Below are 15,286 nucleotides of genomic sequence, written 5' to 3' on the forward strand. Positions count from 1 at the left end.
GTCGGGAACGCCCGTGCTGCCTCAAAGGCCAGCCAAAGCGCCCCGGGTGCGGGACGCACGCCGGACGCCGCCGTGCAGGTGACGCCGTCCCCGCACCGGCCGACACGGGCAAGCGTGGGGTCAGCGCCCCCCGCCCGTCGTCACCGTCCGCTCGGCCGAGAAGCCGCCCCAGGTGCCGTCGGGCAGCATCGCCCGGATGCGGACGCGGTGGGTGACACCGCTCTCGCGCCCCACGTAGAAGCTGTACGTCGCCCGTCCGCGCGGCGGGTCCCCGCCGAACACCAGGGACGTGGCCGCCCGGCCGTCCAGCTGGATCTGGTACTCGGTGACCACGCCGTCCACCCGGGGCGGCACCCAGCTGAGGTCCAGGTGGTAGGCCCCGTCCGCGCGGTGGCTCGTGACCCGGAAGCCGGTGGGCGCCGTGGCCCGGCCGTCGCCCCTGCCCGGGGTGGTGAGCCGGACGGCGGCACTGGCCGGGGAGACGTTGCCGGCCGCGTCCCGGGCCCGGACGGTGAACGCGTAGGCCGTGCCCGGGCGCAGCCCCGTGACCACGGTGGCTGTCTGCCCCCCGCCCACACTGTGGATCTTCGTGTCCCCCTGGTGGATGTCGTACGACACCACGTCCCGGTCGTCCTTCGAGGCGGACCAGGAGAGCTGGACCGCCCTGCTCCCGGCCGTCCGGCCGCGGGGGGCCGCGGGGCGGGTCGGTGCCGAGCGGTCGTTCGCGGCGACCGCCGGGGTCCTCGCCCGCACCTCCCGGCTGCGCGGCCCGAGCCGACCGTCGGCGTCCCGCGCCCGCACGGTGAAGGCGTACAGCGTGGAGGGCCGCAGCCGGGTGACGTCCACCATGTGCTGCGAACCGGGCACTTCCTCGACCTTGGTGGTGCCTCGATACACCTCGTAGCGGTCGGCCCGCTCGGTCGCGTTCCACATCACGTGCACACTGGTGGCGCTGCCCGCGGCCGCGGTGACGCCGGTCGGCGCGCCGGGCGGGGAGCCCTCGCCGCCTCCCGCCGTTCCGGTCCGGCCGCAGGAGGCGGCGAGGGCGGCCGTCGCGCAGAGCACCGCGCACCGTCGGAGCAGGGCAACACGTCGCACGGGACTGCCTCCCGGGGTGGGGCTCGGGAATGGTCCGGACCAATATGACGCGACTGACGCGATCACATCAAGAGGGGGGCGGAGGATCGAGGGGCGCCCCGTGGTGTGCGACCGCCCGGGGGAGTTACGTATGCTGAAGTTCCTCACGGCCGAACACCTGGCGGACACCAAGGAGTTCGGGCATGTCGCGCGGACCGCTGTCGTCGCAGATGCCGCGTTGGCGCGGGTGGCCGGGCGGCCCGGGGTCTCACACGGACTCAGGCCCCCGGCCCCTTTCCGGTGAGGGGGGCGTGCACCGTCCGGCCCCTCAGCGGTGGCCCGCCGGCCGCACCGGGGACAGATTGGGCTGAGTGCCCGTCAGGTCCCCGAGGAGAGGCTCCCGTATCGTGCGTGTCCAGTCGCTCTCACTGGCCGCGGCCAGCGCCGCCCTGCTCGCCCCGACGACAGCCCCCACCACCCCGCCCCACGGCGATCGGCCGGTCGCGTGGCGCCAGGGCACGGTGCCCGCCGCCGACCTGCTGGCCAAGGTGCGCGACTGCGACCCCGTCTCGCGCGGCCGCTACCGCAGCGACGCCGGCGCCCCCGCCACCATCCCGGTCTGCGGCACCCGCGACGCCGTGTTCTGGAAGGCGGACATGGACATCGACTGCGACGGCCGGCCGGGCCCCCGCTGCAACCGCCGCACCGACCCCTACTTCGCCCCGAGCACGGCCTTCGCGCAGTCCGACGGGCGTCCCCTGAGCGCCGAGCGCCTGCCCTTCATCGTCGTGCCCGCCCCGAGCCGCATCTGGGACTACCGCGACCACGGCGTCCGCGGCGGATCGGTCGTGGCCGTCGTCCACCGCGACCGGGTGCAGTACGCGGTCGTCGGCGACACCGGCCCGCGCCAAATCATCGGAGAGGCGTCCTACGCGACCGCCGAGGCCCTCGGCATCCGCCCCGACCCGCACGGCGGCGGTGTGCCCTCGGGCGTCACCTACATCGTTTTCAAGGACACCCGCGTGTCACCCATCGAGGACCATGCCGCCGCCGTGGCGGCGGGCGAGCGTGCGGCACGGCGCTTCGTCGGGGCGCCCTGACGAGGGCCGGCCCCGCGTCGGAACGCGCCCCGGCCGGCCCCGCGTCGGAACGCGCCCCGGCCGGGCCCGCCGTCCGCGGGCGGGCCCGGCCGCGTGCGGCGCGGGCCTCACACCTTCCGGTACGCGTACGCCTCCGCGGCGGCCGCCTCCACCGCCGCGAGGTCGGCCCCGGTGGCGGCCGTGACGACCGCGGCCACGGCTCCCTCCACGAACGGGGCGTCCACCAGCCGTGTCCCCTCCGGCAGTTCGTCGCCCTCCGCGAGCAGCGCCTTCACGGTCAGCACCGCGCTGCCCAGGTCCGTCAGGACGGCGACGCCGGCCCCGCGGTCCACGGACGCGGCCGCGGCGGCGATCAGCTCCGCGCTCGTACCGAGCCCTCCGCCCTCGGTGCCGCCCGCCGGGGCCACCGGCACCGCCGTGCCGCCGCCCGCGAGCCCCTTCGCCAGCGCGGCGACCGAGGCGGCCACCTCCGCGCTGTGCGACACCAGCACGATCCCCACCAGCCGTTCGTCACTCACCGGCGGCCTCCGCGAGCGCGGCGATCAGCAGGGCCGAGGACGTGGCACCCGGGTCCTGGTGCCCGATGCTGCGCTCGCCCACATAGCTGGCCCGGCCCTTGCGCGCCTGCAGGGGCGTCGTCGCGACGGCGCCCTCCTCCGCGGCGGTCCGGGCGGCCGCGAAGGACTCGCCGAGCGCGTCGACCGCGGGCACCAGGGCGTCGATCATCGTCTTGTCGCCGGGCGCGGCTCCGCCGAGCGTCATGACCGCCTCCACCCCGGTCCGCAGCGCCTCGGCCAGTCGCTCGGCGCTGACCTCGGCCTCGTCCCCGAGCGCCTTGCCCGCCCGGCGCAGCAGCGTGCCGTAGAGCGGCCCGGAGGCGCCGCCGACCGTCGAGATGAGCTGGCGCCCGGCCAGGGTCAGCACCCCGCCGGGCGTTGCCGGGGCCTCCTTGTCCAAGGCGGCCTTCACCGCCTGGAACCCGCGCTGCAGGTTGCTGCCGTGGTCGGCGTCCCCGATGGGGGAGTCGAGGGCGGTGAGCCGTTCCGCCTCGCGGTCGACGGACGCGGCGGTCGCCGTCATCCAACGGCGGAAGAATTCGGCGTCGAGCACTGGAACTCCTTGCCTGGTAGGTACGTGGTGCTCCGCTGGTCCCTGTCTCTCACACGCCCCAGCGCAGACCCGCCGTCTTCACCGGCGCGTCCCACAGCCGCAGCAGCTCCTCGTCGACCTGGCACAGGGTGAGCGAGGCGCCCGCCATGTCGAGGGAGGTGACGTAGTTGCCGACCAGGACACGGGCCACGGCGACGCCGCGCTCCGCGAGCACCCGGTGCACCTCGGCGTTGAACCCGTACAGCTCCAGCAGGGGCGTCGCACCCATGCCGTTGACGAGGACCAGCACCGGATTGCGCGGCCGGAGGTCCTCCACCACGGCCTCGACGGCGGCCCCGGCGATCTCGCCCGAGGTCATCATCGCCCGCCGCTCCCGGCCGGGCTCACCGTGGATGCCGATGCCCAACTCCAGCTCACCCGGCGGCAGATCGAAGGTGGGGCTGCCCTTGGCCGGCGTGCTGCAGGCGCTCAGGGCGACACCGAAACTGCGGGAGTTCTCGTTGACCTGCCGGGCGATGGCCTCCACCCGCTCCAGCGGCATGCCCTCGTCGGCGGCGGCGCCCGCGATCTTCTCCACGAAGAGCGTCGCGCCGGTGCCGCGCCTGCCCGCCGTGTAGAGGCTGTCGGTCACCGCCACGTCATCGTTGACCAGGACCTTCGCGACCCGGATCCCCTCGTCCTCGGCCAGCTCGGCGGCCATGTCGAAGTTGAGGACGTCACCGGTGTAGTTCTTCACGATGAACAGCACCCCCGCCCCGCTGTCCACGGCGGCCGCCGCACGCAGCATCTGGTCGGGCACGGGGGACGTGAACACCTCACCCGGACAGGCCGCCGACAGCATGCCGGGGCCGACGAACCCGCCGTGCAGCGGCTCGTGCCCCGAACCTCCGCCCGAAACCAGCCCCACTTTCCCGGCGACAGGAGCGTCCCGCCGCACGACCACCCGGTTCTCCACGTCCACGATCAGGTCCGGGTGGGCCGCCGCCATACCGCGCAGCGCGTCCGCGACCACGGTCTCGGGAACGTTGATCAGCATCTTCACGGGTACCTCCTGGTGAGAGCAGGTGTGCCTGTGACTCATCCTGTCACGCATGCCCGGAGGAGTCCCCCGGCACCGCGTTGCCCCGACCGCGACTGTCTGACTAAGGTCAGAGAATGACGGCGGAGCAAGTAGCACGCGTACGGCGCTTCAACCGCACGGTCGCCGAGCGGGTGGGGGTGCTGCACGACCACTACCTGGGGACCGCCCGTCCCTACGGGCAGGCCCGGCTGCTCTGGCAGATCGGTGACGGGGGCACCCATGACGTGCGCAGCGTCCGGGACCGGCTCGGTCTCGACTCCGGCTACGTGAGCCGGCTGCTGCGGGCCCTCGAACGCGACGGCCTCGTGACCGTCGGACCCCACCCGCGCGACGGGCGGGTGCGCACCGTGCGGCTCACCGAGGCAGGGCGAGCGGAACGCGCCCTGCTCGACGAGCGCAGCGACGCACTCGCCGCCGCGCTCCTCCACCCGCTCGGCGCCCGGCAGCGGGACCGGCTCACCTCGGCCATGGCGACGGTCGAGCGCCTGCTGACCGCCGCGGTGGTCTCCCTGGAGGTCCTCGACCCCGGCCACCCTGACGCCGCGCACTGCCTGCGCGCCTACGCCGCCGAACTCGCGCGGCTCTTCGACGGCGGCTTCGACCCCGCCCGGAGCCTGCTGCCCGACCCGGGCGAACTGCGCGCGCCACGCGGGGTGTTCCTCGTAGCCCGGCTGCACGGCGAGCCGGTGGGCTGCGGCGGCCTGAAGCTGCCCGCCGGAGCCCCCGCCGAGATCAAGCGGCTGTGGGTCCGCCCCGACACCAGAGGTCTCGGTCTCGCCCGGCGGCTCCTGGCCGAACTGGAGGAACGCGCCGCCCGGCACGGCAGCGAGCGGGTACGGCTCGACACCAACAAGGCCCTGGAAGCGGCCACCCGCCTCTACCGGGACAGCGGGTACACCGAGGTCCCCGCCTTCAACGACGAGCCGTACGCCCACCACTGGTTCGAGAAGCGGCTCACCCCCGGCGCGGGGCGGGAACCCTGACCGCGGAGGCCGGATCCCCACCCCCGGGCCGTGCTGCGCCGGGGGGCGCACCCGCCGGAACGACCCGCCGCTCCTTACGGAACGCGGACGTCGAGGACCCGAGCGGCGACCCGGCACCCCGGCGGTGAGGGCGCGGTGCCAGGCTGGGGGGATGCAGCAGCAGCCGTACGAGCCTTCGAACACCGGCGAGGGGCCCGCCCGGATCCTCGTCGTGGACGACGATCCGACCGTCGCCGAGGTCGTCGCCGGATACCTGGACCGCGCCGGCTACGCCGTCGACCGGGCCGACGACGGCCCGGCCGCCCTCGCCCGCGCCGCCGCGCAGCGGCCGGACCTGATCGTGCTCGACCTGATGCTGCCGGGCATGGACGGACTGGAGGTGTGCCGGCGGATCCGCGGACAGGGGCCCGTGCCGGTCATCATGCTCACCGCCCGCGGCGACGAGGACGACCGCATCCTGGGGCTGGAGGTCGGGGCGGACGACTACGTCACCAAGCCCTTCAGCCCTCGCGAACTCGTCCTGCGCGTGGAGTCCGTGCTGCGCCGCAGCAGGCCGGCCGCCCCCGGCCGGCGGCTCGTGGCAGGCGGTCTGACCGTCGACCCCGCGGCCCGCCGCGCCACCAAGAACGGCGACGAACTGGCCCTCACACTCAGGGAGTTCGACCTGCTGTCGTTCTTCCTGCGGCACCCGGGGCGGGCGTTCGGCCGTGCCGACCTGATGCGCGAGGTGTGGGGCTGGGACTTCGGGGACCTGTCGACCGTCACCGTCCACGTCCGCCGGCTGCGCGGCAAGGTCGAGGACGATCCCGCCCGGCCCCGTCTGATCCAGACCGTGTGGGGCGTGGGCTACCGCTTCGACCCCGCGGGCGGCAGGGACCGGCCATGAGGGACATGCTGCTGATCGCCCTGTACGCCTTCGCCGGCGCCGCCGTCACCGGGCTGGCCGGAGCGGGGGTGCTGCGCCTGATCCGGCGCCGCTCGCTGACCGCCTCGCTCGCCGTGGTCGCGGCGGTCGGAGTCGTCGCCATGCTCGCGGGAACGCTCGCCGTCGCCTGGGCGATGTTCCTCTCGCCGCACGACCTGACCGTCGTCACCACCGTGGTCGCCATGGCGGCCGTCGTCTCCCTGGCCACCGCGCTGCTGCTGGGCCGCTGGGTCGTCGCCCGCAGCCGCGCCCTGGCCGTGGCCGCCCGCTCCTTCGGCGACGGCGGGGACTTCACCGCCCCCGACGGCCCGGCGACCGCCGAACTGGAGTCGCTCAGCCGCGAACTGGCCGCCACCAGCGCCCGGCTCGCCGAGTCGCGGCAGCGGGAGCGCGCGCTGGAGACCTCACGGCGCGAGCTCGTCGCCTGGATCTCCCACGACCTGCGCACCCCGTTGGCGGGGCTGCGCGCCATGTCGGAGGCTCTGGAGGACGGCGTCGCCGCCGACCCCGACCGCTACCTGAGACAGATGCGTACCGAGGTCGAACGCCTCAACGACATGGTCGGCGACCTCTTCGAGCTCTCCCGCATCCACGCCGGCACCCTGCCCCTCACCCCCACCCGGATGTCGCTGTACGACCTGGTCGGCGACGCGCTGGCGGGAGCCGACGCCCTCGCCCGGGAGCACGGGGTGCGGCTGGTGGGCGGCCGGATCGAGCCGGTGCCGGTGGAGGTGGACGGCAGGGAGATGAGCCGCGTCCTGGGCAACCTGCTGGTCAACGCCATCCGCCGGACCCCGGCCGACGGCACGGTCGCGATCGCCGCGGAACGCTTCGCCGACGGCGTCGTGGTGTCGGTGACGGACGGCTGCGGCGGCATCCCGGAGGAGGACCTGCCGCGCGTCTTCGACACCGGCTGGCGCGGCACCCACGCCCGCACGCCCCCGGCGGGCGCCGGCCTCGGCCTCGCCATCGTGCGGGGGATCGTGGAGGCGCACCAGGGGCGGACCACCGTACGCAACATCCCCGGCGGCTGCCGCTTCGAGGTGGTGCTCCCCGCCGCCTCCTGAACCGGGTGGGGCAGCGGCCCCCGGGGCGGTGCGGGCGGACGTAAGGGTTTCGTCATCCGGTGAACGGCCCAGGACACCCCCGCGGCCCGTTGAATGGGGGCCGACGACGAACTCTCAGGAGGTGGGCGGCATGGGGCGGATGCGGAGCGCGCTGGTCAGGCCGTGGGTGATCGGTGTGTCGGCCCTGGCGGTCGCCGGAGCCGGCCTCGGGCTGTACTGGTTCCAGCCGTGGAAGCTCTGGCAGGACGAGACGGTGCGGGAGGCGCTGCCCGGCGGTGCCGCCCGCCCGACGGCGACGGCACCGCCGTCCGGGACGTCCCCCGCACCGGCCCCGGCCGGGCCGGAGACCCTGGCGGGCGGCGAGCTGATCAGCCACGAGCACGCCACGTCCGGCACCGTGCGGCTGCTGCGGCTGGCCGACGGCAGCCATGTGGTGCGCCTGGAACGGCTCGACACCAGCAACGGCCCCGACCTGCGCGTGTGGCTGTCCGACGCGCCGGTGCGGGAAGGGCGGGCGGGCTGGCACGTGTTCGACGACGGCGACCACGTCAGCCTGGGCCGGCTCAAGGGCAACAAGGGCAGCCAGAACTACGCCGTGCCCGAGGGCGTCGACGTGAACCGCTTCAGCAGCGTCAGCATCTGGTGCGACCGCTTCGACGTGTCCTTCGGGGCGGCGCCCCTCGCCCGCGTCTGATTCGGACGCCGGGAGGGGGCCGGCAGGCGCGAGGGCGGGCTCTCGTCCTATCCCAGCAGCGCCGCGGCGGCCCCGCCGCCGAGGAAGGCGGCGGCCAGTCCGGCGCCGACGCCGAGCACGACGTTGGCCACCGCGGACACTCTGGCGCCCGTCTCGGCCAGGCGGACGGTCTCGTAGGAGAACGTGGAGTAGGTGCTCAGCGTCGCGCACAGCCCGGGCCCGACCAGGTGCTGCAGCGCGGGCGGCACGGCCGTGGTGGCGGCGGCTCCGGTGAGGAAGCCGAGCACGGCGCAGGCGGCGAGGTTCACGGCGAGGGTCCCCCAGGGGAAGGCGCCGTCGTGCCGGGCCCGCACGGCGCGGTCGGTGAGGTAGCGCAGGGGCGCGCCGACCGCGGCCCCGACGGCGACCATCAGCCAGTTCACGCCTCGCCCCCCGTTCTCGCGGCCCGCGGCGGGGCGAGCAGCCGGGTCAGCCCGGCCCCGGCCCAGAGGGCGAACAGCGCGGCGGCGAGCGTGGCGGTGAGATAGAGCAGCGCGGTCGCGGCGTGGTGGCCGGCGAAGAGGCCGCGGGCGTCCACGGCGTACGTGGAGAACGTCGTGTAGCCGCCCAGGACGCCCGTGCCGAGGAAGGGGCGGACGAGGGGGTGGGCGGTGGCGCGCTCGGTGATCAGCACCATCAGCACGCCCATGGCGGCGCTGCCGGTGACGTTGATCCAGAACGTGGTCCACGGGAAGGCGCCCGGGACGGTGGGCCACAGCAGGGTGGCGCCGTAGCGGACGCAGGCGCCGATGACGCCGCCGGCCATGACGGCCGCGAGGATCTCGGCCCGGCGCCGCCGGGGACCCGGGTCCCGGTGCGGCGGCCACGGGTCGACGGCCGGGTCGGGGTCGACGGGCCCGGCCCGCCGGCCGAGCGCAGGGGCGGTGGGGTCGGGGCGGTCGGCGTGCACGGTGTCCAGGCTCCTACCTGATCGGCTCGGACCGCGTGCGGGCACGCGGAAAGGTCAGGCAGGGACCGTTGGCGGCCGTCACGGCCACGGTTGGGTACGGCGGGCCCCACCGCCGTACTGCCACCCGGCTCCGGGCGGCAGCGCCTCCAGCCTACCGGCCGCCCCGGAACGGCCGGTACACGGCCCGCGGCCGCGACCTCCGCGCCCCGCCCCACCCCTCGACGTCGCCGCGGCCACCCCGGAACCCGGGACCGGGCCCGGGCCGCTGACTACAGCCTGTGCCGCCGCCCGCCGCCCGCCGCCCGCCGCCCGCCGCCCGCCGCCCGCCACGGGCCGAACGGCCTCCGCCGGGGCCCGGCCGCCCCTCGCGCGCGGCCCCCGCGGGTGCGACGGTGGGAGTGGACCCCAGGACGCGGATCCGGAAGCTGTCCGAGGTCGAGGCGGTGGGAGCGATGACGACGGAACTGCCCCTGGTCGTGGGCGTCGACGGTTCGGACGGCAGCCTGCCCGCGGTCGACTGGGCGGTGGACGAGGCGGCCCGGCACGGTCTTCCCCTGCGGCTCGTCCACGGCTCCCTCTGGGAACGGTACGAGGGCCTCGCCCCGTCGGTCGGTCTGGCCCGGCCCGCGGGCCGGGCGACGGCCGACCACATCGTCGCCTCCGCTGCGGAACGCGCCGGACGGCGCAACCCGGACGTGAAGGTGACCACCGACGTGCTCCTCGACGACGCGGCGGACGCCCTCCTGCACGAGGGCAACAACGCCACCGCCCTGGTCACCGGGTCCCGTGGCCGCGGGGGGCTGAAGGGGCTGCTGCTCGGCTCCGTCGGACTGGCCGTCGCGGCCCGCGCGCACTGCCCGGTGATCGTGGTGCGCGGCGACCGCGCCGGTCCGGCCGGCGGTCACGACCGGATCCTGCTGGGCGCCGGGGGCCCCGCCACCGGGGCGGAAGCGGTGCGCTTCGCCTTCCGCGAGGCGGAGGTCCGCGGCTGCGTCCTGGACGTCGTACGGGCCTGGCGCTGCCCCGCGCGGGAAGCGGCGGCCGAGGACACGCTCGCCGAGGCACCCGGGCGCCACCACGAGGAGCGGGCCCGCGCCGAGCTCGACGCGCTGCTGCGCGACGCCGTGGCCGAACGCCCCGGCGTGCGGGTGCGCCGCACGACGGTCGAGGGCCCGGCCGGCAAGGTGCTCGTGCACCGTTCGGCCGCGGCCGACCTGGTGATCGTCGGAGCCCGGCGCCGGCAGGGCCACTTCGGACTCCAGCTCGGCAGGGTGGCCCACACCCTGCTGCACCACGCCGACTGCCCGGTCGCCGTCGTTCCGCAGCGCGTCTAGGAGGATACGGCCCGTGACGGACCGGATCTGGGAGTACGAGGGATACGTTCCCGCCGAGGAGCGGCTGCGGGAGTCGCTGTGCACGCTGGGCAACGGCTGCTTCGCCACCCGCGGCGCGCTGCCCGAGTGCGCGGCCGACGACGTCCACTACCCGGGCACCTACGCGGCCGGCTGCTACAACCGGCTGGTCTCCGAGGTCGCCGGACGCCGCGTCGAGAACGAGGACCTGGTCAACCTGCCCAACTGGCTGCCCCTGCGCTTCCGGCTCCCGGGCGGGCCGTGGCTCTCCCCGGACACGGCGACCGTCCTGGACCACCGGCAGACCCTCCACCTCGACGAGGGGGTACTGGAGCGCCGCACCCGGTACGACCTCGGCGCCGGACGGGTCCTCGCCGTGCGGCAACGGCGGCTGGTGCACATGGCGGATCCGCATCTCGCGGCGCTGCGCAGCGAGTTCACCGCCGAGGGCTTCGCCGGCGAGCTGGACGTCGAGGCCGCGCTCGACGGGAGGGTGACCAATGCCGGAGTGCCGCGCTACCGCGACCTGGACGGCCGTCACCTGACCCACGTGCACACCGGGACCGCCGGGCCGGACACGGTGTGGCTGCGCTGCCGGACGCGCACCTCCGACATCCGGATCGGCATGGCCGCCCGGCTGACCGCCGCCGAGCCCGTCGCGGACCCCCACGAACCCGCACGCGCCGTGCAGCGCCTCACCCTGCCGCTGGCCCCCGGCCGCACCGACACCGTCGACAAGACCGTCGCCCTGCACACCTCGCGCGACCCGGCGATCAGCGACCCGCTGCAGGCCGCCGTGGACCGGGTGGGCGCCGCGCCCGCGTTCGACCCGCTACTCGCCTCCCACCGCACCGCCTGGGCGCAGCTGTGGCGCCGGGCCGAACTGGACGTGCCCGGCGAGCCCGGCCACATCCTGCGCCTGCACCTCTTCCACGTGCTGCAGACGCTCTCGCCGCACACCGCCGACCTGGACGTGGGGGTCCCGGCCCGCGGACTGCACGGCGAGGCCTACCGCGGGCACGTCTTCTGGGACGAGCTGTTCGTCCTGCCGTACCTCAACCTGCACTTCCCCGAGGTGTCCCGCGCCCTGCTCCGCTACCGCCACCGGCGCCTGGAACGGGCCTGCTCGGCGGCGCGGGCCGTCGGCCGGCGCGGCGCGCTGTACCCGTGGCAGAGCGGCAGCGACGGGCGCGAGGAGACGCAGCAACTGCACCTCAACCCGCGCTCGGGCCGCTGGCTGCCCGACCACACCCACCTGCAGCACCACGTCGGCTCGGCGATCGCCTACAACGTGTGGCAGTACTGCGAGGCCGGCGGGGACGCCGAGTTCCTGCACACCAAGGGCGCCGAGATGCTGCTGCAGATCGCCCGCTTCTGGGCCGACTCGGCAACCTGGGACGCGTCCCTCGGCCGGCACCGCATCCGCGGGGTCGTCGGGCCCGACGAGTACCACGAGGCCTATCCGGGCGCCGAGCGGCCCGGCCTGGACGACAACGCCTACACCAACGTCACGGCGGCCTGGGTGCTCAACCGCGCGCTGGACGTGCTGCGCACCCTGCCCGAGCCCCGCCGCCGCGAACTCGTCGAGCGCATCGCCCTGGACGCCGGCGAACCGGCCCGCTGGGAGGACGTCTCCCGCACCCTGCACGTGCCCTTCCACGACGGCGTCGTCAGCCAGTTCGAGGGCTACGGCGACCTCGCGGAACTCGACTGGGCCGAGTACCGCAAGCGTTACGACGACATCCGCCGCCTGGACCGGATCCTGGAGGCCGAGGGCGACACCGTCAACCGGTACAAGGCGTCCAAGCAGGCCGACGTGCTGATGCTCGGCTACCTCTTCTCACCGGCCGAACTGCGGGGCCTGTTCCGGCACCTGGGCTACCGGCTGGACGAGGCGACGTGGCAGCGCACGGTCGACCACTACCTGGCCCGCACCAGCCACGGCTCCACCCTCAGCGGCCTGGTGCACGGCTGGGTCCTGGCCCGGTGCCGGCGGGCCGAGGCGTGGACGTTCTGCCAGGAGGCCCTGCGCGGCGACATCGCCGACCTCCAGGGCGGCACCACCGGCGAGGGCATCCACCTGGGCGCCATGGCGGGCACCCTCGACCTGGTCCAGCGGGGACTGACGGGCCTCGAGACCCGGGCCGGGGCCCTGTGGCTGGACCCGGTGCCGCTGCCGGAGCTGTCGTCGTACGGGTTCTCCATCGCCTACCAGGGGCACTGGGGCATCCGGCTGCGCCTGACCAGCGGTCAGCTGGAGATCGCCGTACCGCCGTCGGACCTGCCGCCGATCGACGTCGAACTGCCCGACCGGGCGATCGGCGTGCAGGCGGGGGAGACGGCCCGGCTGCTCCTCACGGACGGCCGGGAGACGTGACCGGCGCTCGCTTTGCGGCCGCTCGCTCGCAGCGGCCGAGATCCGGCCCGCGCGTGCGGGCCGAGAGCCACCGCGACCCGGCACGGGCGTTGCCCCGGCCGGAAGGGCGGCGCCGCCGAACCTCCGCTCCCGCACGGCCCGGCCCTCCCGTCCCGCCGCGGCCCCGTTGACCGGCCTCCGCGGCCGTCGCTAGCCTCACCCCGAAACTGTCGGGCGGCCGAGCTCGAAAGTTTCGCAGGCTTCTCCGGCGAGAGGACTCGATGAGGGTGCCGAGCATGCCCGAGACGGACGCCACCGTCAGCAACCCCGTGATACCCGGCTTCCACCCGGACCCGACCGTCTGCCGGGCGGGCGACGACTACTACCTGGCGTGCTCCAGTTTCGAGTACTTCCCCGGCGTGCCCGTCTTCCACAGCCGGGACCTGGTGCACTGGACCCAGATCGGCAACGCGCTGGACCGTCCCGGGCAGCTGCGCCTGCCGCCCGGCACTCCGGCCTCCGGCGGCATCTACGCGCCGACCCTGCGCCACCACGACGGCCGTTTCTGGCTCATCGTCACGAACGTCAGCGGCGACGGGAACCTGCTCTTCACCGCCACCGACCCGGCCGGACCCTGGTCCGATCCCGTACCGCTGCCCGGCGTGCACGGCATCGACCCGGACCTCGCCTGGGACGAGGACGGCACCTGCTGGTGCACCACGGCCGGAGTCGCCCAGGTCCCCATCGACCCCACCACCGGGGAGACGCTCGGCGAGCGGCGGAGCCTCTGGTCGGGCACCCCCGGGGCGAAGGCCCCCGAGGCGCCGCACCTCTACCACATCGGCGACTACTGGTACCTGCTCATCGCCGAGGGCGGCACCGAGCGGTGCCACGGCGTCTCCGTCGCCCGCGGCAGCTCCCCGCAGGGCCCGTTCGAGCCCTGCCCGGCCAATCCGGTCCTGACCCACCGCGGCACCGACCACCCCATCCAGAACACCGGCCACGCCGACCTCGTCCAGGGACCGGACGGCTCCTGGTGGATGGTCCTGCTCGGGGTCCGGCCGCACGGCGGCACACCCGGCTGGCACGTCCTCGGCCGCGAGACCTTCCTGGCGCCGGTGACCTGGTCCGACGGCTGGCCCGTCGTCGGCGGCGTGTCACCCGCGCTGCCCCGCCCCCCGTGGCCGCTGCACCGGCCGGCACCCGCGCCGGTCCGCGACGACTTCGACCTGAGCGAACTCGCCCCGGTCTGGATCTCGCTGCGCTCGCGTCCCGTGGCGCACTGCACCACCAAGGAACGGTCCGGCTGGCTCACCCTGCGCGCCCGCGGGGCGTCGCTCGACGACCCCGAGGCCGTCTTCGTGGGCCGTCGCCAGCAGCATCCGTCCTGCCGCGCCCGGGTGTTGATCGACCCCGCCGAGGGCCGCGGCGGGCTGGCCGTCCGTCTCGACGAGGAGCACCACTACGAGGTCGAGGCGACGCCGGGTGAGGTGCGGGTGCACGCCCGCGTCGGCTCGCTGCGCTCGCAGGTGGCGTCCCGGGCGACGGCGGGCGGTCCGGTCGTGCTCAGGATGGAGACGAGAGCCACCCGGCAGGTCACCGACCCGCGCCAGGGGCCGGACACCGTCATCCTCGGCCTTGAGGACGCGCGGGGCGCCGTCACGGAACTCGCCGCGCTCGACGGCCGCTACCTGTCCAGCGAGGTCGCCGGCGGATTCACCGGCCGCGTCCTCGGCATGTACGCCGCGTCCGGCACCGTCCACTTCGACTGGTTCGACTACGAGCCGCTCGACGACGCCGGAGCACCGGCCTGACGCCGGTGTCAGAGAGCGGTGCCCGTCTCCTCGGCGAGGGTCCGCAGCAGACGGTCCTGGAACACCCGGTCGTGGACGGCGGCGTGCGGCTGCCGCCGTTCGCCGTGGTACCAGTAGCCGCCGGTCGTCAGGGCCTCGGGTTCGTCGCTCACCGCCAGCCACTCCTGCGTGCGGTGGCCGAGTTCGAGGTCGTCCGGCGCGTCCGGCCCGCCCATCCTCGTCGGCACCCAGCCGGGGTCCACCGCGTTGCTCGGCACGCCGGGACGCAGGCGGGCCACGGCGGCCGCGAGGGCCGTGACGAAGAGTTTGCTGTCCGCGTACGAACCGGCGCTCCCGCCCCGCCAGTCCACCCCGTCCAGGACGGGACGCCCGCCGAAGTGCGAGCCGCTGCTCAGGTACACCAGCCGGCCCACCCCGCGCAGCAGGGCCGTCAGCAGATACGGGGCGATGACGTTCACCGGCATGACGGCCGGACCCCGCCACACGCCGGCGTTGTGGATGACCGCGTCCAGCGGGGGTGTCCCGTCGAGCTCGCCGGCGACGCGCCGTACGGCGTCCCGGTCCGTGAAGTCGCCGACGACGAGCCGCGCCCCCCGCTCGACGAGCGGGTCGAGCTCCTTGGCGCGCTCCCGGTTGCGGGCGTGCACCACCACGTCGTGCCCGGCGGCCAGCAGCGTGTCGGCCGCCGCCCGTCCGAGCCCGTCCGCCGAACCGGTCACCAGGATCCGACTCACGATCACACCGCCCCTCCCACGCCTGGACCTCCCACTGTGCACCA

Annotated in this window: 15 protein-coding genes; 8 read left to right on the forward strand and 7 right to left on the reverse strand. The window is 75.3% G+C overall.

All coding sequences use genetic code 11. The features are described 5' to 3' along the window. Nucleotides 1-120 precede the first annotated feature (120 nt). On the reverse strand, nt 121-1,098 hold the full coding sequence (locus AC07DA_RS03115; RefSeq protein ID WP_479124070.1) for a fibronectin type III domain-containing protein: 978 nt from the start codon (nt 1,096-1,098) through the stop codon (nt 121-123). Nucleotides 1,099-1,484: 386 nt separating this feature from the next. Here AC07DA_RS03115 and AC07DA_RS03120 point away from each other — a divergent pair, with 386 nt between their 5' ends. Next, the gene (locus AC07DA_RS03120) at nt 1,485-2,177 is read left to right on the forward strand and encodes a glycoside hydrolase family 75 protein (RefSeq protein ID WP_479124072.1); all 693 of its coding nucleotides are present in this window, start codon (nt 1,485-1,487) and stop codon (nt 2,175-2,177) included. A 107-nt stretch (nt 2,178-2,284) separates the two neighbouring features. Here AC07DA_RS03120 and AC07DA_RS03125 read toward each other — a convergent pair whose 3' ends face one another. From AC07DA_RS03125 to dhaK, 3 genes are read right to left on the reverse strand one after another with little or no spacing between them, the layout of a single operon-like run. Further along, nucleotides 2,285-2,695 carry a PTS sugar transporter subunit IIA domain-containing protein gene (locus AC07DA_RS03125; protein WP_479124074.1) on the reverse strand — a complete coding sequence of 137 codons (411 nt, stop codon included), beginning with the start codon at nt 2,693-2,695 and terminating at the stop codon, nt 2,285-2,287. Continuing rightward, complete coding sequence (dhaL, locus tag AC07DA_RS03130) at nt 2,688-3,287, reverse strand: dihydroxyacetone kinase subunit DhaL (protein WP_479124075.1); 600 nt, start codon at nt 3,285-3,287, stop codon at nt 2,688-2,690. The genes AC07DA_RS03125 and dhaL overlap by 8 nt, the downstream gene beginning before the upstream one ends. Before the next feature lie 49 nt (nt 3,288-3,336). Beyond that, entirely contained in the window at nt 3,337-4,329 is a 993-nt protein-coding gene (dhaK, locus tag AC07DA_RS03135) for a dihydroxyacetone kinase subunit DhaK (protein WP_479124077.1), read from the reverse strand. A gap of 113 nt (nt 4,330-4,442) precedes the next feature. On the opposite strand from dhaK, the gene AC07DA_RS03140 reads away from it, so the two are divergent. The 4 genes from AC07DA_RS03140 (at nt 4,443) to AC07DA_RS03155 (ending at nt 8,037) form a co-directional block, all read left to right on the forward strand. Beyond that, complete coding sequence (locus AC07DA_RS03140; RefSeq protein WP_479124079.1) at nt 4,443-5,351, forward strand: bifunctional helix-turn-helix transcriptional regulator/GNAT family N-acetyltransferase; 909 nt, start codon at nt 4,443-4,445, stop codon at nt 5,349-5,351. A gap of 151 nt (nt 5,352-5,502) precedes the next feature. Next, entirely contained in the window at nt 5,503-6,237 is a 735-nt protein-coding gene (locus AC07DA_RS03145) for a response regulator transcription factor (protein WP_479124081.1), read from the forward strand. Then, on the forward strand, nt 6,234-7,343 hold the full coding sequence (locus AC07DA_RS03150; protein WP_479124083.1) for a sensor histidine kinase: 1,110 nt from the start codon (nt 6,234-6,236) through the stop codon (nt 7,341-7,343). The genes AC07DA_RS03145 and AC07DA_RS03150 overlap by 4 nt, the downstream gene beginning before the upstream one ends. Nucleotides 7,344-7,473: 130 nt before the next feature. Next, entirely contained in the window at nt 7,474-8,037 is a 564-nt protein-coding gene (locus AC07DA_RS03155; RefSeq protein WP_479124085.1) for a DM13 domain-containing protein, read from the forward strand. Nucleotides 8,038-8,084: 47 nt separating this feature from the next. Here the strand turns inward: AC07DA_RS03155 and crcB are convergent, their stop codons facing one another. Both crcB and AC07DA_RS03165 read right to left on the reverse strand, forming a co-directional pair. Beyond that, complete coding sequence (crcB, locus tag AC07DA_RS03160; RefSeq protein WP_479124086.1) at nt 8,085-8,459, reverse strand: fluoride efflux transporter CrcB; 375 nt, start codon at nt 8,457-8,459, stop codon at nt 8,085-8,087. Then, nucleotides 8,456-8,986: a FluC/FEX family fluoride channel gene (locus tag AC07DA_RS03165; protein WP_479124088.1), complete on the reverse strand. Its 531-nt coding sequence runs from the start codon at nt 8,984-8,986 to the stop codon at nt 8,456-8,458. The genes crcB and AC07DA_RS03165 overlap by 4 nt, the downstream gene beginning before the upstream one ends. Before the next feature lie 452 nt (nt 8,987-9,438). On the opposite strand from AC07DA_RS03165, the gene AC07DA_RS03170 reads away from it, so the two are divergent. The 3 genes from AC07DA_RS03170 to AC07DA_RS03180 all read left to right on the forward strand — a co-directional run bounded on the left by AC07DA_RS03170 (nt 9,439) and on the right by AC07DA_RS03180 (nt 14,508). Next, nucleotides 9,439-10,320 carry a universal stress protein gene (locus tag AC07DA_RS03170; RefSeq protein ID WP_479124693.1) on the forward strand — a complete coding sequence of 294 codons (882 nt, stop codon included), beginning with the start codon at nt 9,439-9,441 and terminating at the stop codon, nt 10,318-10,320. A 13-nt stretch (nt 10,321-10,333) separates the two neighbouring features. Further along, the gene (locus AC07DA_RS03175; RefSeq protein ID WP_479124090.1) at nt 10,334-12,715 is read left to right on the forward strand and encodes a glycoside hydrolase family 65 protein; all 2,382 of its coding nucleotides are present in this window, start codon (nt 10,334-10,336) and stop codon (nt 12,713-12,715) included. 275 nt (nt 12,716-12,990) lie between these two features. Then, nucleotides 12,991-14,508, forward strand: a complete 1,518-nt coding sequence (locus AC07DA_RS03180) for a glycoside hydrolase family 43 protein (protein ID WP_479124092.1) — start codon at nt 12,991-12,993, stop codon at nt 14,506-14,508. Between the two features lie 8 nt (nt 14,509-14,516). Here the strand turns inward: AC07DA_RS03180 and AC07DA_RS03185 are convergent, their stop codons facing one another. Then, a complete protein-coding gene (locus tag AC07DA_RS03185) occupies nt 14,517-15,242 on the reverse strand; it encodes an SDR family NAD(P)-dependent oxidoreductase (RefSeq protein WP_479124094.1) in 726 nt (241 codons plus the stop codon). Nucleotides 15,243-15,286: the final 44 nt, after the last annotated feature.

The sequence above is a fragment of the Streptomyces sp. NPDC044921 genome (assembly GCF_056432865.1).

Bases quoted from the DNA above. Each gene is read 5' to 3' on its own strand.
- AC07DA_RS03145 (WP_479124081.1), top strand. From the start codon at position 5,503: ATGCAGCAGCAGCCGTACGAGCCTTCGAACACCGGCGAGGGGCCCGCC.
- AC07DA_RS03170 (WP_479124693.1), top strand. From the start codon at position 9,439: ATGACGACGGAACTGCCCCTGGTCGTGGGCGTCGACGGTTCGGACGGC.
- AC07DA_RS03150 (WP_479124083.1), top strand. From the start codon at position 6,234: ATGAGGGACATGCTGCTGATCGCCCTGTACGCCTTCGCCGGCGCCGCC.
- AC07DA_RS03180 (WP_479124092.1), top strand. From the start codon at position 12,991: ATGCCCGAGACGGACGCCACCGTCAGCAACCCCGTGATACCCGGCTTC.
- AC07DA_RS03155 (WP_479124085.1), top strand. From the start codon at position 7,474: ATGGGGCGGATGCGGAGCGCGCTGGTCAGGCCGTGGGTGATCGGTGTG.
- AC07DA_RS03140 (WP_479124079.1), top strand. From the start codon at position 4,443: ATGACGGCGGAGCAAGTAGCACGCGTACGGCGCTTCAACCGCACGGTC.